This window comes from Paraburkholderia sp. BR10936, assembly GCF_040965735.1.
In the GTDB taxonomy this organism is placed as follows: domain Bacteria; phylum Pseudomonadota; class Gammaproteobacteria; order Burkholderiales; family Burkholderiaceae; genus Paraburkholderia; species Paraburkholderia nodosa_A.
In genome coordinates this window covers 1-18,006 of the sequence record NZ_JBFRCM010000012.1, presented here as the reverse complement: position 1 = coordinate 18,006, position 18,006 = coordinate 1, and the positions used below count along the sequence as shown (strand labels likewise).

Here is an 18,006-nt window from a genome sequence, read left to right as displayed (position 1 = left end):
GTCTCGATGGCAACGCATCTGCTGGGCGTTCGGTGCGATGAAATCAATCACGGGGGAGTGACGACCCTCGCAGTGCACTAGTTCGCACTACTGTGCATCACTGCGCGCGTGCGTCGTGATCTGCACGAAATCGGCAACGATACGCCCTTCGCCGTAGTGTGCTTCCATCTGTTTCAACTGCTGCCCCACTGCCGCGAGGTAAGCCGAGCGAGACTCCGAAGCCGGACGCAGCCCATCGAACAACGGTGCCGGCGTGATCAGCAGAACGATCATCTCCGTGCCGAACGGCTTGTCCACGAGCCAGTATCCCGATCCCCCGACCGTCGCCGAGAAGCCGGGCGGCGCCTGATTGTCGCGCTCGACATTGCTGGGAACCAGATGGACGACACTGCCGTCGAGCGCGAAATAATCCACGTTGACGTATGACTCGTAATGCGGCGTGGTGATATCGACGATGAGCGGCATGCCCTGCGTCAGACGTGCGTCGAGTGGCCGGGTATGGATCGTCGCGCCGCCGCCAGCCAGATGGTTGGCGCGCCAATATGGCGCGAACGCGCTCACGACTTCACAGTTGTGGTTCTCCACCGCGGTCACGTCGAGTTTCGCGGCTAGCCCTCCGGGCATTTGCGCGAGCGCGTCGTGAACGTGCGCCATGTTCTCGCCCGTGTTGGCAAAGCCTCGCACCTGGACCACGTGTTCGGGCAGCGACGCCGCAAGCGCCGAGCACGGAATGCGCGCGAGCGTCGCGTTCAGCGCGACAATCGACGCCGCGTCGGCCACCGGCGCACTCGATGCGGGAACCACTGCAACCCCGCTCGCGGCAGGCATGCTCGCCACAACCGCGGCTGGCGCTGCGGCAAGCACCGGCGAGGCCGGCGCCTCCGAGGCCGCCTTCGTCGCGCCAGCGGGCGCCATGGCGGCCATCGAGGGCCTCGCGCCCGTTTGCCCATGTCCCGAAAGCACGCGATATCCTACCCATAACCCCGCAGCGACGACGACCGCCCCCACGCCAATGGCGCCAACCCGCGCGCCCGGGAACGCCGGTGCATGCTTGAGCACGCCCATGCCCTGGAGAAACTGATTGACGCTCGCGGTGCGCGAGGCGCGGTCAAACGAAAGCGCCGCGCTCAAGGTGCGCCACTGGCCGCGATCGAGGCCAGGCGCTCGCTCAGCGCGCATCTTGTCGCTGCGTGCCTGCGTGGCCGATTTGCGATTGAACGGGTGCTTGCCAGTCAACAGTTCATAGGTCACACAGGCGAGCGCATAGACATCGTCGCGCGGGTCCGGCTCCCGATGCTCGAACATCTCCGGACTCGCATAGGCGGGCGTGATGCCGCCGAGCGTCGCGGGATCGAACACAGTGACGTCGGGATCTTCTTCGGGCCGCTGGAACACACGCGCAATGCCGAAGTCGATCACTTTCACATCGCCGCCGTCGGTGAGGAAAACATTGGCGGGCTTGAAGTCGCAATGCACGAAGCCGCGCTCGTGCGCGTAGGCCAACGCCTGCCCCATCCCGGCAATGATGGGCCGCGCCTTTTCGAATGGCATGCCCGCGAAACCCGGCGCGCGCAGCAGCTTGCTGAGCGGCTTGCCCGAGAGATATTCCATCGTGAGGTAGACGAGCGGCCCGTCGCGGTCGAAGTCGTACACCGTGACGATATTGCGGTGCGCGAGCGTTTGCGCCTTGCGGGCTTCACGCTGCAATGCGATCAGCGAAGTCGGCTGGCCGCGGAACTGCACGTTCAGCACCTTGATCGCGATATAAGGCTTGCGATCCGAAGCTTCCAGCTTGCGCAAATCGAGCGCCTTGTAGACGGTGCCCATGCCACCCACACCCAGACATTCTTCGAGCACGAAGCGACCATTGAGCGTATCGCCGATTCCCTTCACGTGGTCCGCATCGTCACCTGTGGTGGCGCTACGCGCAGCGGCCAGGGCTTCGTGAATGCGAGTGGAGTCGTCGACGGCCGCCGCGTTGTCCTGGCGATGTTCGATGCGGCGCAGGACCTCGGCATACACGGCATCGGGCAGCGGATGGACCGTTTGCGTCGCGTCCACCGCTTCGCGCAGGCGAGCGCAATTGGCCGCGTCGACCGCGAGCACGTGGTCGATCTCGGCGAAGAACGCCTCGCGTGAGAGCGCCCCGCTCTGGAATGTCTGGATCAGCTGCGCAAGGCTCATCATTCGTATGCCTTCAACTCAGCTTCAGGATGGCCGAGGCGCTTTGCGTCACACGTTCCCGGCGCACGATCGCGCCGCGTGTAGCTGCGGCCGCGATCCCCGTCGAGTCCGCTGCAGCGCGGTCTCGTCATCTTTAAAGCATACAGAGTCGCCGCCGGACCTGCGCGCACCGTGATCTCAGCCGGCGCGCGCCTGCAACCATGCAACAAGGTCTGATGAGAGATTAATCTGCGGCACGGCGCAGTGCAATCGGTGCCTGAACCAGGCCTTTGGCTCGCACGTGTTGCAGCGAATCCAACGAGCGCGCCACGCGCTGTTGGGCTTCCACCATCAGCGTTTTCGCGCGCAAGTGCCGCCACCTGTCCCGCACACACCGGCTGGCTTGCCGCAAAGCTCCGTCGCACAAGGCGTCGAGCGGTTCGTGAGGCTGGCGCGAAGCCGCTGGCACAGCCTGTGCATCAGGAGGAGCGAGCCCGCAAGATACTGCAGCTCAATCGCCAACTACACCGTACTGCCCTTCTGGAGAACTGTCATGAGCAAGCTGATGATCGCCGACTTGAGCGTCGCGCAAGAACTCGACCGCAAAGCAATGAGCGCCGTTCGCGGCGGTGGCGGCCTGAGCCTCTGGCCCGGCTACTACCCGGCGCCGTCGTTCAAGTACGACACGACGAACTTCACCGCCCAGCAGTTGATCGGCCAGACGAACACCATCGAGAACAACGTGGGCAACGACGTCGCCTTCGCGCAGAACATTCACGCGACGGTCAACCCGGTGCAGACCGCCCACAACACGATCAACTTCTGATCGTCCCGCCGGCGGCGCGGCCGCACGCTGCGTTCATTCGCGTGCCGCGCCCGCCCGGGTCCACCCGCCCTATTCATCAGCAACTGGAGGCTCATCATGAGTTCCCTCGTTATCCGCGAGCTGGCTCCCGGAACGGCACTCGACCGCCGCGCCTTGACAGCCGTACGCGGCGGCAACGGCAGCTCTTACGGTGGCTATGGCTCGATTGCCAACATCACCGTCTCGCCCAACATCGTGCAGAACATCTCGCAGGTTCAGGTGGTCGACGTCGCCGCGCTCAATAACATCGGTTATATCGGCGCTGGCTTCGGGCCGCTGAATCTCAAGGTCAATCCCTCGCAATACGCGAACACCGGCGTGACGTTCTAGCCGCTGCCGCGAAGGGAAAATGTAGACGGCGCCGCGAGGCGCCGCCTGCTTGTTTACGTGCGCCGCGCGCCACCGCCTATACTCGAACGACACCCCTCGAGCCCAATCCGCTATCGTGGAGCAGACCATGAGCATTATCGTCATCAAGGACCTTCCGGAAAGCGTGGAACTGGACAGGCAGGCAATGGCCGCGATCGTGGGCGGCGCCCGCGTCGCTTCGCAGCGCACGCTACTCGTGCCGCGGCCGTTTATCGGCGTACGTGTGGAGATCGAAGGCTCGCCCGCGCAGCGAGGGCCGGCAACCGTCCTCGCGGCGCGGCCCCGCCCGACGCTGCTGCGTTGAGTTCACGCAGCGCGTGCGGTCATCGCCGGACGCGTGCTGGCAGGCGGAAATACGCACCACGTGCCGTCGTCGTGACGGAAGAAGAAGATTGCAATCGTGCGCGCGGGATGGACTGCCTCGACGCAAACATAGCGCAGCCGTTGCTCGTGCGTGCGGCTGAAACGTACTACACGGGCCGGCACGCGCGCGTTGGGTGCAAGCCACTTGTCGACGAGAGTGCGCAGCGAGGTTTCGGCGGAATTCATGGTGATCTCCGATGCAAGTAGCGGCGATACGTGTCGTATTGGTCTCGACTGGATATGGCGCTTACACCGCGTGCGCGACGTACGTTTCGCGGCTGGCCTGCAGGCGGCGCGCGTGAACCAGCGCGCGCACCGCGCGCAAGCCGGCCAGCGGATGGGCAATGCAGGTGCGGACCTGGTCGCTGCGGCCCTTGCCGTCCACGCACCAGGTGCAGAAGTGTTCGCAGTTGTTGCTGAGCAGTCGATAGCGGTCTTCGCCGAGACGCGAGCGCGCCCGCGCGACGGCTTCGCGGCCCACGAAAGCTGCGCACGGATGCGCGACAACGGCGACTTCGTAGCCGGCGGCGAAACGTTCGAGCGTGACCTCTTCGATCGGACCGCGATGCAGCGATACGCACAAGCCGGCGTAATGAACGACCCGCCCACCGCCGACATAGATGCCGTGATGGCTGTAGCCCGCGCGACGCGATACGAGATGCGCGCCGAGCGGCGGTTCGTCTGCGTGCATCGTCGGTTGAAGGTCGGGGCTCATGGCTGCATCCGTCTGGCGGGTTGCCGGCTTCCTGTGCTGCTCGACGTTTGCCGGTTGCCAACTACCCTGCATCAGATATGCCAGGCGGCCGATCACGGTTCTATAAGGCGGAGCGGGATAATGTGCGCGCTGGAGGCGCTCGTGTGTCGGCGTTGCACCAACTCGTGTGCTTCGATTGTGTCGGCGTCGAACCATCGGGTCGCCGCCAATCCGGCTGAGGAAGCGGCACTGTGTATGTGTCGGAGTCCTGATGACGACAGGCACGCAACGTGTTGGCGAGCGCACGACCATCGCACCGCGACCGCACGAGACGCGGGCACGCGCGGACCGCGCTCCGTGAGTGCGATGTCATATGGGGCAAGCCTCACGGGGAGATGGCGCGCGAGCGCCGCGTTTCGCCGAAAAATGGCATGCTGCTTGCAAGGTATGGTCGGAACGCCGCGGACCTGCGGCTATCATCTTGACGGAGACCTGTCATGACCTCGCTCGCCATCACCGACCTTCATCTGCAATGCGATCTCGACCGCAACGCCATGTCGTTTATCCGGGGCGCGGGCGCGCCGTGGGTATTCGGCTGGATACAGCCTTACGAGCCCGCGCAGCCTTCGCCGCTCGGTCCGATCATCAACCTCTATCAGACCAACAACACGTTCTACGCGAATCAGGTCGTCAATCAGTACCAGACGCTCGATGTGACCAATTCGGCGTCGAACTCGAACGTTGCGGTAAACGTGGGCCAGAACGGCAGGAATAACGGACTCGTCGCGTAGCCTATGGAGGCTCGATCGTGACAGGCGGATTGTTATGGAGCTCGGCATCGCGCACGGACGTAGGCCGTGTGCGGGCGCTCAATGAGGATGCATGTCTCGATCAGCCCCAACGGGGCTTGTGGGCAGTGGCCGACGGCATGGGCGGGCACACGGCGGGCGATCTGGCCAGCGGCATGATCGTGCGCGCGCTTGGGGCGATTGCCATACCCAACACCCTCACCAGTTTCTCGGCCACGGCGCGCGGCACGCTGCAAACAGTGAACCACCAGCTGCGCGAAGAAGCCGCGCGGCGCGGGGTTCGCATGATAGGCAGCACCGTTGCCGTGCTGATAGCGAAGGGGCGCGAGTTTGGCTGGCTATGGGCGGGCGACAGCCGCATCTATCTGTACCGTGATGCACAGTTCGAAGCGCTCACGACGGACCATAGTTACGTGGCGGAGCTACAGGCGCAGGGGCATTTGAGCGCCGAAGCGGCGCGCCACCATCCATCGCAGCATTTGATAACACGGGCCGTCGGTGCGGCAGACTGGCTTGATCTGGACGAAGGCCGCATCGTCGTGCGCGACGGAGACCTCTTTTTGCTGTGTAGCGACGGCCTGAGCAATGAAGTGCAGGTTCCCGAGATGGTGCGGGCGCTCGAGGCTGGGGATTGCCAGCATGCCACTGATTTGCTTGTTGAAATGGCCTTGCAGGCTGGGGGGCGGGATAATATTACCGCTGTCGTTGTGAGGGTGGATGATCCGGCTGCGTCGGATCGGACGCTCGTTAATCCTGCTGTCGGGCGTTAGTTTTTTTGTTTTTAGTTTTTTGTTTTTGGTTTTTGGTTTTTGGCCTTTCCTTGGTTCCGCTTCGGTACCCCGGCGTCGCCCCTGTGTGGGGCCGCACCTCCTTTCTTTGCCGCGGTCGTCACGCCCAGAAGCTCTTTGCACTTTGCAGTTCGCACGCAGCCAGACCTCCGTCCGGCTCGCGCGGATGGCGTGCGAGCCGGCGCGAACACCGGCGAACGGTTCGCACAGCCCCCCTGTACCTGGCAATCCTTGACGATTTATCTGGCTGTTCCTGGGAGCCCGGTCAAAGATCGGGCGATTGAGCATTGCTGGCCAGCTCCGTTCAGTGTACTTCTTGCGTCCCAACGCCTTTTTCGCGACGTATCCGGGAGGTTTTCGATGTCGTGGCTCATGCCGTTACAGGCTTATGAATTGAAGCTGGCGCCCCATCCGGCGCCATTCTCGATAGTGAAGTTCGCGGGCCATGACCGGATCAGCCAGCTCTACGAGTACGAGATTGAATTCACAAGCCCGATAGCGGGTCTTCCGATGGATCAGGTACTCGGGCGTCCAGCCCGGTTCATCATCGATCCGGTCGACCCGAACATGGGCCACCTGCAACGCATGTTTGGCGAGAACGCTGAAAAGTTCAGCAAAAGGCCGCCCGCACAGGCCGTCCACGGCATCATCACGAAGTTCGATGAGCACGAGACCTCCGCAGATGAGACGCGCTACCGCGTCAGGCTCGAGCCTGCGATGGCGGACTTGAACCGTGGCAGGACAAGCCGGCTGTTCCAGAAGCAGTCGGTCGAAGAGATCATTACCGACACGCTGCGGCACTACGGTTACCGGGCCGGTGTCGATTTCAGATTCAACCTGCGCGGTACATACAAGCGGCACGAGTACATCACCCAGTACCACGAGACGACGTTCGCGTTTATCCAGCGCATCTGTGCGGAAGAAGGCATCTGGTTTCGGTGGGAGCAGAAAAAGGATTACGCGGTGATGGTGTTCGGCGACGATCTGGATGCGTACGCGCGCAAGCAGCGTACGGTGCCGCATCGTCGTGATTCGGGCCTCGAGAGCGTGGGTGCCGACTCGATCAAGTCGCTGCGGCGGCGTACCCGGCGCGTGCCACAATCCGTGCGCCTGCACGACTACAACCATCGCCAGGCCGACGTCTCGCTTCTGGTCGAGGAGAACACGGCACGCGGGGACAAGACCACCAACGCCGTCGACTATCACTGGGGCGAGCACTACGAGACGCCGGAGGAAGGCCGGCGCATTGCCCGTCTGCGGCACGAGGCTCACCTCGCGGGTCAGGTGACGTTTATCGGCACCGGCAATCCGTTCTGGCTGGAAGCCGGGGAGGTCATGCTGGTCGATCCGGTTCAGGTCGATGCGAAGCACGGGATCTTCATCACGTCGGTACGCTCGCACGGTGGGCGCAACAAGTCGTACCGCGTGACGTTCGAGGGGATTCCTTCGGATCGGGTCTGGCGAACATCCATGGACACGATCCCGAAACCGGAAATCAGGGGCGTGCTCCCGGCCCGGATCACGTCGCCCGGAAACTACAAATATGCCTATCTGACGGAAGAAGGCTGGTACGTCATCAAGCTGCCGTTCGATCTGGACGAATGGAGCCCGGGTGGCACGAGCCGGCCGGTGCGCTTTGCCAAGCCCTACAGCGGCGACAACTACGGTCACCACTTCCCGTTGATCGATTCCGCGGAGGTCGCGCTCGAATTTACGGCCGCGGATCCAAACCGGCCCATCATCATCGGAGCGCTGCATGACAGCCTGCATCCGGATCTCGTCAACAACCTGAACAATACGCGCAATCTCATCCGCACGGCTGCGCAGAATGAGATGCGCATGGAGGACAAGGAAGGCGTCGAGCACATTCACCTGACGACGCCGTTTCAGACTAGCGAGCTCAATCTTGGGCATATGGTCGATGGCAGTCGCAAGGAGCGGGGAAAAGGTGCGGAGTTGCGTACGGACGAGCACGTCGCTGTGCGAGGAGCTAAAGGCGGCCTGATCTCGGCGCACGCGCAACCTGCTGCCCAGGGCACGCAACTGGACATGCAACCCGCTCAGGCATTACTGGAGCAGGCCCTTCAGCAGATGCAGGCACTCGGTCAGGCTGCGATCGCGGCGCAAGCGGTGGCAGCAGACTACGAGCGTCAGCGCGAGCTGCTCAATGGAACGCTCAGGGACCTGAAGAGCGCCGGCGTTCTTGTGAGCGCACCTGACGGGATGGGACTGGCTTCCGGGACGGATCTCCAGCTGAGTGCGGACAACCATCTGATTGCGACCGCTGGTGGGAACGCCGATATCGGCGTCTTGAAGCGCTTTACGGTCGCAGCCGGTGAGCTCGTGTCGATTTTCGCGCGCAAGTTTGGGCTGAAACTCTATGCCGCGCGCGGCAAAGTCGAGGTTCAGGCACAAAGCGATGAGATGCACCTGACGTCGGACAAGGACATGTGGATGACCAGTGCCAATGGTCGGATCACAATTGAAGCGAAAAGCGAGCTTCTCCTCAAATGCGGCGGGTCCTATGTCCGGATTTCGTCCGCAGGCATTGAAGATGGCACGCGGGGTAACCGGAAGATCAAATCGGCCGCCTTCAGCCGGCAGGGCCCAGCCAGCCTCGCTGGCGATCTGCCTGTGTTGCCCGTACCCGCTGAGACGGAATGCGCGCAGCGCGCGAGTCGCGCCGGTATGCCTTTCGCACGCATGTAATTCTGTTGCCACCGACTGATCCGGTATGCCACTTACAGAAATTGAACCTGTGCTGGAACGTTTTCGAACCCAGTACGCCGCGTACAAAGCGATTCATCCGCGTCTGCAACTTTATGCGCTGATCGATTTCGCCTCGATGTCTGATGACAGGCCGTATGCCTTGTCCGACGTCATTGAGACGATGCCGCGCGTATCGCTGTACGCTAACACCGGTCTCGACAACCTGTCGGAGACGGGGCCCGTGCTGGTTTTATGTCCCGAGCCGCAAGGCGTTGAACCGTTGCGCCTGATCCGCGTGCTTCTGGGGCTGGCCAGACGCGATAGCCGGCTCGTGTCGTGGTTGTGGGTCACGCATGAGGTTGAACCACTCGTCGACCACCTGCAGACGCTGCTGCACGCACGGCTTGAATCGGACGACCAGGAATCGTGGTTCTTCTTTCATCAGCCGTCTTACCTGCCGGTTCTGTATCGGACGCTGCCTGACGACATCCGGCGGTACATGTTTGGCCCGTGCGTCGCATGGTGGTGTCTGGATTTCCATGGCGTACTGGTCGAACTGCCCGGCGAGAATCTGCCGATCCCCACGGCGTGGGACGTTTTCCCCATCTCAGAAAATGTGGAAGAGAAAATTTACCGCGTTGGCGCTCCCGCTCAGGTGCTGGCATGGCTTAAACGCGCCCGTCCCGACGTGCTCGACAACTCGCTTGACGCCAATGAGCAATTTCAGCGGATCACGCCTCTCGTTGAACGTGCATTCGAGTATGGCCTGACCGGCAAGGTCGATCAGGGTGTGTACGCCGCATCGGGCCTGTTGTATGGACGACAGTACGATGAGCATCCTGCGCTGCAGGCTGTCCTCACGCGCTTTCCGGACGGCGGGCAAACGCTGATCGATGCCTACATGGCAGTGGGCCAAACGGTTTGGCGGGAGGTGGCGGAGTCCGCCCGCCTGCGTGCCGCGGAAGTCGCAGCACAGGATTACCACACAGAAATTATGGGGCGCGGTTACACGTTCGTGCGCGTCCAAATCTTGAACGACACCGATATCCCCAGGCGAAAGATCGAACTGCTGTCATCCAGTGAAAGCTATCCGTGCAGCGCGATGCTGGGCGACGTTGACGATAGAGGGTTTGAGGCTGCGGCAATTGAAATCGCATCCGCGCGGGTGCCGGTTCCGGGCACCCCTGTCACTGTGAAGTGGATCGGGCCAACGGGAGCGTCATCGGATGAGGTTGTGGTGACTGGGGAGCTGCCCCGTGCCGATGGAGAAGGGACAGCGGTCGTGAGGTTTGCGCGCAACTGGCGAATCTACGTGAGCATGCATGCTGATGAACCGAAGGGGGCCGCTTGGCAGTGGTGAAGAAGCTCCAACGTCAAGTACGACGTCGAGCGGAAACACGTCTGCGACGTTAGATAAAGATAGAGCGAAATTTGAAAGGAACATTTCGACTTTTGGTCATTTTTCTTATGGCTACATCACTCACAGGATGCATGTCTACTGCATTCACAATCTGGTGCGAGAAGCAGCGCATGTCTGACCCCGACTTCAATTGTTGGAAGTAGTAGCCGAAGATTGATGAAGAAGGTCTCTTAACGGTATGTGACGGTAGTCATCGAACAAAGGGAACACGAGCAATGAGACAGCTGATAGGTGGATTTCTCGTCGTGACGTTGAGCATACTCGCCGGCTGCGCCATCGGTCACCCGAGTGGCTACGTCGATGCGTCGGCATGGAGTACTAACTATACAGAGGACTATATCCACGACTTCTGGATTCAAACGGCTTCGGGGAAAGACACCGGAATGGGAGGTATTCAGGTTTCGGAGTTTTCGCGAGGCGGCAAAGGTGGACGTGAATGCTGCTCGCTGATCCCTGGTATGGGGCAGATGATCAAGGTGGTGTGGCGCGTCGGCGGGCGCCAAGAAGACAGGTCAGCGTGGAAGACATACAGTCGCGACATCGTGGAGTCAATAGAGAAGGCGTTACGACAGCGTGGTGGCAGTAGTCGATGCACCGAACGAAAGGTGAGCAATGAGACGCGTGATATGTGGATTCTTCGTACCGTTGTTGATCATGCTGACTCGGGTGCGCCGTCGGTCAGTCGAGTGGCTACGTCGATGCGTCGGTGTGGGGAGCGAACTATACCGAAGACTATATCCATGAATTCTGGATTCAAACGGCTTCGGGGAAAGACACCGGAGTGGGAGGGGTTCAGTTGGCGGAATTTTCGCGAGGTGGGAAGTCTGGAAGCATCTGTTGCTCACTAATGCCGGGCGTCGGCCAGTCGATCAAGGTAGTGTGGAGCGTAGGTGGGCGTCAAGAAACCAGGGCCGAGTGGAAGACATACAGCCGGGATATCGTGGTGAAGGGGGAAGTATCAAAAGATTCAAGCCGTCACAGTTATTTGATTGTGAGATTTTTTCCGAAGCATGAAATTGAAGCGGAGTTTGTTCCTGGCGATGATCCCCGTGGCGCACGAAACCCAAGGGTTGACCGGCTATTTTTAGGCCAACGGGTGATGCGCCATATAGGAGAATAAGAATGCAGGACTGGATAACCGCCAACCCAATGCACTTTTTGCGGTCGATGAAGACTGCCACGCAGCAGCATGCAAAAGAATCCATGACCTGCACCTCGTGCGAGCTGCTACCGTGGTAACGGAAATCGAAAAAAAGAGAGGCAGACAATGAGATGGATGGTAGGCGCGTTCCTGGTGATGATATTTGGCGCGGTCGGGTGCGCCCTTGGCCAGTCAGGCGGATATGTCGATGCATCGGCATGGAGTGCGAACTACACCGAGGACTATATTCCTGAGTTCCACCTTGAAACCACGTCCGGAAAGAATCCGCTGCTGAGTGGTATTCAGGTCAAGGAATTCTCTAGGGGGGGAACGGGATCTTCCGAATGCTGCTCGCGAATTCCAGGCGTCGGGAAAACGATCAGGGTGGTGTGGCGCGTTGGGGGGCGACAAGAAACCAGGTCAGAGTGGAAGACGTACATCAAGGACGTATCAATCGCGGGCGCGACGTCGATCGAACCTGACGCGATGAATTTTTTGATTGTACGTTTCTTTCCCGGCCACAATATCGAGGCCGAATTCGTTTCTGAATCAGCAGAGCCCGATGGCAAGCCAAGTCCCCGAGTGGATCAATTGTTTTATGGGCGTCGAGTCATGCGACAAATGGGAGAATGAAAGTGCAGGACTGGATAACCGACAACCCGATGCACTTCTTGCGGTCGATGAAGACTGCCACGCAGCAGCATGCAGAAGAATCCATGATCTGCACCTCGTGCTAGCTGCTACCGTGGTAACCGAAATCGAAAAAAAGCGAGGCAGACAATGAGATGGATGGTACGCGCGTTCCTGGTGATGGTATTTGGCGCGGGCGGGTGCGCCCTTAGCCAGTCAGGCGGATATGTCGATGCATCGGCATGGAGTGCGAACTACACCGAGGACTATATTCCTGAGTTCCACCTTGAAACAACGTCCGGAAAGAATCCGCTGCTGAGTGGTATTCAGGTCAAGGAATTCTCTAGGGGGGGACGGGATCTTCCGAATGCTGTTCGCGAATTCCAGGCGTCGGGAAAACGATCAGGGTGGTGTGGCGCATTGGAGGGCGGCAAGAAACCAGGTCAGAGTGGAAGACGTATAGCAGGGACGTCGTGGTCACTGGCGCGATGCCAACGAAGAAAGATTCCTACAACATCTTGATGGTCTGATTCTTTCTCGACCATGACGTAGAAGCAGAGTTAATACCGGACCGAGGGGAATCGGGCGGTTCGGCAAGTCCTCGCGTCGACAAACTGTTTTCGGGGCAGCGCGTGATGCGCCACATAGGAGAATAACGATGCAGGACTGGATAACTGACAATCCGATGCACTTTTTGCAGTCGATGAAAACCGCCACGCAGCTGCGTGCGGAAGAATTCATGACCTGCACCACGTGCGAGCAGCAGCCGTGGTTCAGTTTTTTCTTCGATGGCACGGGAAATAATCGAGATCTTGTCTTGCCGCTGAGAAAGTTGTCGCGAGTCAATAGAGAAGGCGTTACGACGGCGTGGTGGCGGTAGACGATGACCGAACGAAGGGTGAGCAATGAGACGCGTGATATGTGGGTTCTTCATAGTGTTGTTGAGCACGATGACTGGGTGCGCCGTCGTTCAGCCAAGTGGCTACGTCGATGCGTCGGCGTGGGGAGCGAACTATACCGAAGACTATATCCATGAATTCTGGATTCAAACGGCTTCGGGGAAAGACACCGGAGTGGGAGGGGTTCAGTTGGCGGAATTCTCGCGAGGTGGGAAGTCTGGAAGCATCTGTTGCTCACTAATGCCGGGCGTCGGCCAGTCGATCAAGGTAGTGTGGCGCGTAGGGGGGCGGCAAGAAACCAGGTCAGAGTGGAAGACGTACAGCAAAGACGTGGCAGTCGCGGGTGCGACGTCGAGCGCGCCTGACGCGATGAATTTTTTGATTGTACGTTTCTTTCCCGGCCACAATATCGAGGCCGAATTCGTTTCTGAATCAGCAGAGTACGATGGCAAGCCAAGTCCCCGAGTAGATCAATTGTTTTATGGGCGCCGAGTCATGCGACAAATGGGAGAATGAAAGTGCAGGACTGGATAACCGACAACCCGATGCACTTCTTGCGGTCGATGAAGACTGCCACGCAGCAGCATGCGGAAGAGTTCATGACCTGCACCACGTGCGAGCAGCAGCCATGGTTCAGCTTCTTCTTCGACGGTACCGAAAACAATCTCAAGAATGATCTACCACGAAAGCAGTTGTCAAATGTCGCACGCCTGTACTTGGGGCACGTTGCTGACGAGAGGCCGCTGATCGTTCCGCTCTACTATCAGGGCGTCGGTACGCCGCTGGACGCAAGCAATCCTGGCTGGTGGGAAAAGATCCGCGATAGCGAGATTATGGGTGGTGGCGTTGGACTGGGTAGCGACGTTCGCTTAGCAAAAGCCGAGGGTGAGCTAAACCTCGCCCTTCGCCGAAACCACAAAGTTAGTCGCATCGATGTCGCGGTGTTCGGATTCTCGCGCGGTGCCACACTCGCCCGGGCGTTCGTGAACCGGCTGCTGAAGAAGTGCACGCTGAAAGACGGCGTGCCGCACTGGCCGTGTCCGACGGCGGTGGACGGCCAGTCGGCACCGCTGCACTTCCGCTTTCTCGGTGTGTTCGATACGGTCGAGTCGGTCGGGCTGCCAGCCCATAACCTTTCCGACATGCGCATGATGGTGCCCGAGCAGGTGGAGCGATGTGTGCACTTCGTCGCCGGCCATGAGTTGCGTGCCTGCTTTCCCGTGACGCCCGTGCGCGGCACGCAGGCATTCTACGAAGAAATCGTATTGCCGGGCGTGCATTCCGATGTGGGCGGCGGCTATCGGCCCGAGGAACAGGCCCGCTCCGACCTGCTCGCCCGCATAGCGCTGAACCGCATGCGCCTTGAGGCAGCAATAAGCGGCGTGCCGTTCACCGCACCAAAGCTCGCCGAGAAGGACGTGTTCGCCCTTTTCGAATATGACGACGACGTCAAGGCGCTGTTCGATGAGTACATGGGCACCGTGAACACAAACGGGACTCTGGAGCAGCAGATCTTCGCGCACATGCGCCTCTACTATGGCTGGTTGAAGGTGCGGTTCAGCGAGCGGCCTTGCGACGTCTACAACGGGGTGTGCTCGGCCGATCCGGAGATCCAGGCCCAACTCGAGCGGATTCAGCAGTTCCACGAGCAAATGCAGATCGACGTGGACACGATGAACTGGCGGGCCTACCTGACGCAGCTGTGGAAGACAGATCGAGGCGAATACGATCGCGTGATCGAAGCGGCCGGTGGTGATCGCCCTCACAACAAGCCGCTGTCCGACGAACAACTGGCTTACTGGAATGTGTGGCTGAACCCACCGACCCTGTCGCCCAACATGATCCGCTTCTTCGATCAATACGTGCACGACTCGCGAGCCGGGTTCCTGCGCATCGACGGTAGCGGGTACCTCAAGCCACGGCAGATCATTGACGTTGAGGGGGCAAGCGTAGCGACAGCCCAATCCGGGACAACGCAACCGTCCGGTTCGATGGCAGAACCCTCGCCAGAGGCTGCGACTGCTTGATTGCGATTTCTGAAGGAAATCAGGTATGGCTGTCAACTTCTCGAAGCTTCCGCCATTGGAACCGATGCCGGAGAATCCGCCGTCGCGCATCGTCTGGACCATCGTGTTCTTCGTCATTGTGATCGCTGGAATATTCATGGTATTGCTTCTCTGGCCCAAGGGCGAGCCGACTCAAACACCGTGGTTCTGGACATGCGTTACCGTGTACCCGCTGGGTATCGCAACCTTCGTTGTCCTTCGGCGCTATAGCGTCTACGAAGGGCGTCGGCTGGACGCCATCGCGTGGAACGACGCCCGCGAAAGCTACGTGAACGATGTGTTTGAGCGGGCCAGCCGACCGCTGGGTGTTCTCGCTTCGACCGTCAGGTTTGCCAGTGAGGCGAAGGACGATGACCTTGGCAGATTGCTGGATGGATCCGTCAAGCTCGAACCGCGGACGGCCCCAGAGTCAGGCGCTCTACCGGTCAATGCGCGCTGGTTCGAGAAGCCGGACAGAGACGAGGGCGGGATGCGTTTCAGGAACGACGACGAGCGCCGCCGGTATGTCCTGGCATGGGCGTTTAGCACTGTGACCGATTCGGTTGCAGAAGCGGTACGTTCGTTGCCGCCGGATTTGGGGGTGAGGGTCCAGTTGCTGCTGGCGGGCATGGTGGACACGGACGAAGCGCTGGCAATCTGGAACAGGCAATGGGCGTGCTCGGACCTGCGCCCGGTTCAGGTCAGGCTCATGCCAGAGCCGTCCGACCTGATGTACGCCGACGCGTGGCTTGACCGGGTCAACCGCAGGCTCGACGAGGAGGCACGGCTTGTCGTTTGCGTGAGACTGAACGCAATTTGTCAGGCGCTCCCTCCTGACGGAAGTGCAGAAGTTGTTGTTGCCCTTCTCGTCGCGCCCGAAGCGGTATGTCAGAAATTTGCACTCGCGCCGATCGCGATGTTCCATCGGCCGAACGGGACAGATGACTGTGCCATAGACGACGCGCTTGCGCGTACCCTGCGATGGGGATGTAGCAAGCCCGCGGACATCAAACGGATCTGGCAGGGCGGCCTCGATGGTGCTGGCGCCAATGCGGTAACCAAAGCTGTCGTCAAGGCAGGTATTGGCGCAAAGGTGGCAGATATCGACTACATGGTTGGCCATGCCGGGCCGGCGGCGCCGTGGTTCGCCGTGGCGTGCGCGGGCAATGGCGCTGTGCAGGATGGTGCGCCCCAGCTTGTTGCGACGGCTGGAAAAACCGGCGTCTGTTTTTCGGTTATGCGAAGTGTCACTTGACGAAGAGGCACCCCGCGAGCGTTCCGCGTGCTAGTCGATTGCGGTGTGGAACACGAGACGATTTATCTCATCAATCTGGAATCACATCATGGTCAGGCGGTACGACATTCTGAAGGGCGACAGGACGACGGCGGATGGCACCGTAGTGGGTGGCGATCCCAAGGACAGGATTGGCGAACACGAGCAGGCCTACGAGAGGGACGAAGTATGGTGTCCTGAATGTCAGTCGACAGGTTACATCGTGTGCGACGGGCCGCGTCAGTCAATGACGGGACCCGATGGCAGGGAAGGCGCACTGAGCGATGACCTGTGCGTGTGCAGGTGTGATCCACCTCCACGTCTGCTTCCATCGCAATACTCATCTTACGTGGATGTTTGAGCGTAGGCCGAAACTGCCGCGGCAGCTTCACTTCCGAGGGCAGGCCACCGGCTTTGCCATCTGGCATTGCAACTTCACCTTCGACTGTAACGAAATATGCTACGCAAGTTCCGGACCGACATTCTGAGCGTCGTCATACTGGTTGTGCTGCCCGGATTGCTGATCTGGTTCAGGGGCGACCCGTGGTTGGGTCTACATTCAGCCGAACGTCGGGCAGGGTGGATCGTCGCTCTTTGTACCGTGTTCGTCGTGCTGTTCCTGTGGTTCAGCTTCGATGAATCTTCGCGACCAGCCATCGCTGCACGGCGGATCCGGTACTGGGTAGCGAAGCAGTTCAGCCCGTCATCAGGGCAGTCTGGCAGCGTGGCATCGGCGGAGGGTTCGCACGCAGCAGACTTGCGTAACAGTCTTCGCGACAGGCACGGATGGCGCTGGCGCTATCACGAGCGTTGGGTGCTCATCACTGGCGACGAACCACTCGTCAAGCGTCTCGCCCCCGGCCTTGTCGCCACCGGCTACCTGATCACCGGCGACACCGTCCTGCTCTACGCGAAGCAGACCACCGACAGACTCGACACCGACTGGCTCAACCAGATTCGCCGCCTGCGCTCCCGCCGGCCGATCGACGCGATCGTGGCAGTGACCCGCAACCGCACGTCGGCGAGGGCTGCGTTCGACGCCGACGAGCTTGCCCAGCGCCTGGCGCGCCACGCCCGCGCACTGCGCTGGGTGGCACCCACCTATCTGGTCAACGTGACGGATTTTGGCACCGAGCCCACGGGTCCGGACGAGGCCATTGGTTTCACGTGGTCGAACGCCTGCGTGAACGCGGACGAGGTCCACACGTCGCTACGCAGCCTCATACGCAATCTCGCCGACACCGGGGTCGAACGCATTGCCCGGGACAATCACGACCGCTACCCGGCCGAACTTTCGCAGCATATCGAGCGGCTAGGTAGCGCCCTGTCGGGACTTGTGGTGCAGACGGCCCGCTCGCGCTACTGGCGCCACGCCGTTCACGGCCTGCTTTTCGCACCGCTATTGAGCGAGCGGGAGCTGGCCCCACCTGCGGCCACGGGTAAAGCCGTCGAAGAGGGGGGAGACGATCCCATCGCTCCACAGCACCGCTCGATCTGGCAGACCGTCGCCGATCACAGCCGAAAAATCCACGGTCGCCGCGTTGGCTTTTCACCGTCGATTCTCGCCGCGTGGATGGCAACAGGCGTGGCCGCCCTCTGGATCGTGGGCACGATGGTGTCGGGCCTGTCGAATCGCGCCACGATCGGCGCAGCACAGGACACGCTCGCGAAACTGTCTGGAACCCTGAGCCCGGCGCAGGGCATGCAGGCACTCGACAGTCTCGACAAGCAGATTGATACGCTCGAGAGCCGTCAGCGCGACGGCGCGCCCTGGACCGCGCGCTTCGGTCTGAATCGCGACAGCGCCGTGCTCGCTGTGCTGTGGCCCGGCTATGAGG

The 18,006-nt window shown here is 60.7% G+C and carries 17 protein-coding genes and 1 pseudogene; 15 read left to right on the top strand and 3 right to left on the bottom strand.

What is annotated here, in order from left to right:
• Positions 1–87 precede the first annotated feature (87 nt).
• Complete coding sequence (locus AB4Y36_RS23665; protein ID WP_368684263.1) at positions 88–2,187, bottom strand: protein kinase; 2,100 nt, start codon at positions 2,185–2,187, stop codon at positions 88–90.
• A 529-nt stretch (positions 2,188–2,716) separates the two neighbouring features.
• Here AB4Y36_RS23665 and AB4Y36_RS23660 point away from each other — a divergent pair.
• The 3 genes from AB4Y36_RS23660 to AB4Y36_RS23650 all read left to right on the top strand — a co-directional run bounded on the left by AB4Y36_RS23660 (position 2,717) and on the right by AB4Y36_RS23650 (position 3,701).
• Positions 2,717–2,989, top strand: a complete 273-nt coding sequence (locus AB4Y36_RS23660) for a hypothetical protein (protein ID WP_069262244.1) — start codon at positions 2,717–2,719, stop codon at positions 2,987–2,989.
• Positions 2,990–3,085: 96 nt separating this feature from the next.
• Positions 3,086–3,358 carry a hypothetical protein gene (locus AB4Y36_RS23655; RefSeq protein WP_368684262.1) on the top strand — a complete coding sequence of 91 codons (273 nt, stop codon included), beginning with the start codon at positions 3,086–3,088 and terminating at the stop codon, positions 3,356–3,358.
• Between the two features lie 127 nt (positions 3,359–3,485).
• Positions 3,486–3,701 carry a hypothetical protein gene (locus AB4Y36_RS23650; protein ID WP_368617429.1) on the top strand — a complete coding sequence of 72 codons (216 nt, stop codon included), beginning with the start codon at positions 3,486–3,488 and terminating at the stop codon, positions 3,699–3,701.
• Between the two features lie 2 nt (positions 3,702–3,703).
• On the opposite strand, the gene AB4Y36_RS23645 is transcribed toward AB4Y36_RS23650, so the two are convergent.
• Positions 3,704–3,946 carry a hypothetical protein gene (locus AB4Y36_RS23645; RefSeq protein WP_069262246.1) on the bottom strand — a complete coding sequence of 81 codons (243 nt, stop codon included), beginning with the start codon at positions 3,944–3,946 and terminating at the stop codon, positions 3,704–3,706.
• Positions 3,947–4,007: 61 nt separating this feature from the next.
• Positions 4,008–4,475 (bottom strand): lecithin retinol acyltransferase family protein, encoded by a 468-nt coding sequence (locus tag AB4Y36_RS23640; RefSeq protein ID WP_368684261.1) that lies wholly within the window; start codon positions 4,473–4,475, stop codon positions 4,008–4,010.
• 476 nt (positions 4,476–4,951) lie between these two features.
• Between AB4Y36_RS23640 and AB4Y36_RS23635 the strand changes: the two genes are divergently transcribed.
• The 12 genes and pseudogenes from AB4Y36_RS23635 to AB4Y36_RS23580 all read left to right on the top strand — a co-directional run.
• Positions 4,952–5,245, top strand: a complete 294-nt coding sequence (locus AB4Y36_RS23635) for a hypothetical protein (RefSeq protein ID WP_368684260.1) — start codon at positions 4,952–4,954, stop codon at positions 5,243–5,245.
• Between the two features lie 17 nt (positions 5,246–5,262).
• Positions 5,263–6,033 (top strand): PP2C family serine/threonine-protein phosphatase, encoded by a 771-nt coding sequence (locus AB4Y36_RS23630; protein WP_368684259.1) that lies wholly within the window; start codon positions 5,263–5,265, stop codon positions 6,031–6,033.
• A gap of 378 nt (positions 6,034–6,411) precedes the next feature.
• Complete coding sequence (locus tag AB4Y36_RS23625) at positions 6,412–8,760, top strand: type VI secretion system Vgr family protein (RefSeq protein WP_368684258.1); 2,349 nt, start codon at positions 6,412–6,414, stop codon at positions 8,758–8,760.
• Positions 8,761–8,809: 49 nt separating this feature from the next.
• On the top strand, positions 8,810–10,120 hold the full coding sequence (locus AB4Y36_RS23620; protein ID WP_368684257.1) for a DUF4123 domain-containing protein: 1,311 nt from the start codon (positions 8,810–8,812) through the stop codon (positions 10,118–10,120).
• A gap of 766 nt (positions 10,121–10,886) precedes the next feature.
• On the top strand, positions 10,887–11,300 hold the full coding sequence (locus tag AB4Y36_RS23615) for a DUF3304 domain-containing protein (protein ID WP_368684256.1): 414 nt from the start codon (positions 10,887–10,889) through the stop codon (positions 11,298–11,300).
• Positions 11,301–11,447: 147 nt separating this feature from the next.
• Complete coding sequence (locus tag AB4Y36_RS23610; protein WP_069262253.1) at positions 11,448–11,954, top strand: DUF3304 domain-containing protein; 507 nt, start codon at positions 11,448–11,450, stop codon at positions 11,952–11,954.
• 655 nt (positions 11,955–12,609) lie between these two features.
• Positions 12,610–12,831 (top strand): hypothetical protein, encoded by a 222-nt coding sequence (locus AB4Y36_RS23605; RefSeq protein WP_368684255.1) that lies wholly within the window; start codon positions 12,610–12,612, stop codon positions 12,829–12,831.
• Positions 12,832–12,856: 25 nt separating this feature from the next.
• Entirely contained in the window at positions 12,857–13,366 is a 510-nt protein-coding gene (locus AB4Y36_RS23600) for a DUF3304 domain-containing protein (protein WP_069262255.1), read from the top strand.
• A complete protein-coding gene (locus AB4Y36_RS23595; protein ID WP_368684254.1) occupies positions 13,363–14,877 on the top strand; it encodes a DUF2235 domain-containing protein in 1,515 nt (504 codons plus the stop codon). Before AB4Y36_RS23600 ends, AB4Y36_RS23595 begins: the two co-directional genes overlap by 4 nt.
• A gap of 25 nt (positions 14,878–14,902) precedes the next feature.
• Entirely contained in the window at positions 14,903–16,150 is a 1,248-nt protein-coding gene (locus tag AB4Y36_RS23590) for a hypothetical protein (RefSeq protein WP_368684253.1), read from the top strand.
• Between the two features lie 88 nt (positions 16,151–16,238).
• Positions 16,239–16,529: a PAAR domain-containing protein gene (locus tag AB4Y36_RS23585; RefSeq protein WP_368684252.1), complete on the top strand. Its 291-nt coding sequence runs from the start codon at positions 16,239–16,241 to the stop codon at positions 16,527–16,529.
• 96 nt (positions 16,530–16,625) lie between these two features.
• Positions 16,626–18,006: pseudogene (locus AB4Y36_RS23580) on the top strand (type VI secretion protein VasK); the annotation flags it as partial.

Coding starts and splice junctions, on each gene's coding strand:
- AB4Y36_RS23625 (WP_368684258.1), top strand. CDS start 6,412: ATGTCGTGGCTCATGCCGTTACAGGCTTATGAATTGAAGCTGGCGCCC.
- AB4Y36_RS23605 (WP_368684255.1), top strand. CDS start 12,610: ATGCAGGACTGGATAACTGACAATCCGATGCACTTTTTGCAGTCGATG.
- AB4Y36_RS23635 (WP_368684260.1), top strand. CDS start 4,952: ATGACCTCGCTCGCCATCACCGACCTTCATCTGCAATGCGATCTCGAC.
- AB4Y36_RS23640 (WP_368684261.1), bottom strand. CDS start 4,475: ATGAGCCCCGACCTTCAACCGACGATGCACGCAGACGAACCGCCGCTC.
- AB4Y36_RS23595 (WP_368684254.1), top strand. CDS start 13,363: ATGAAAGTGCAGGACTGGATAACCGACAACCCGATGCACTTCTTGCGG.
- AB4Y36_RS23645 (WP_069262246.1), bottom strand. CDS start 3,946: ATGAATTCCGCCGAAACCTCGCTGCGCACTCTCGTCGACAAGTGGCTT.
- AB4Y36_RS23600 (WP_069262255.1), top strand. CDS start 12,857: ATGAGACGCGTGATATGTGGGTTCTTCATAGTGTTGTTGAGCACGATG.
- AB4Y36_RS23655 (WP_368684262.1), top strand. CDS start 3,086: ATGAGTTCCCTCGTTATCCGCGAGCTGGCTCCCGGAACGGCACTCGAC.
- AB4Y36_RS23665 (WP_368684263.1), bottom strand. CDS start 2,187: ATGATGAGCCTTGCGCAGCTGATCCAGACATTCCAGAGCGGGGCGCTC.
- AB4Y36_RS23585 (WP_368684252.1), top strand. CDS start 16,239: ATGGTCAGGCGGTACGACATTCTGAAGGGCGACAGGACGACGGCGGAT.
- AB4Y36_RS23660 (WP_069262244.1), top strand. CDS start 2,717: ATGAGCAAGCTGATGATCGCCGACTTGAGCGTCGCGCAAGAACTCGAC.
- AB4Y36_RS23610 (WP_069262253.1), top strand. CDS start 11,448: ATGAGATGGATGGTAGGCGCGTTCCTGGTGATGATATTTGGCGCGGTC.
- AB4Y36_RS23590 (WP_368684253.1), top strand. CDS start 14,903: ATGGCTGTCAACTTCTCGAAGCTTCCGCCATTGGAACCGATGCCGGAG.
- AB4Y36_RS23650 (WP_368617429.1), top strand. CDS start 3,486: ATGAGCATTATCGTCATCAAGGACCTTCCGGAAAGCGTGGAACTGGAC.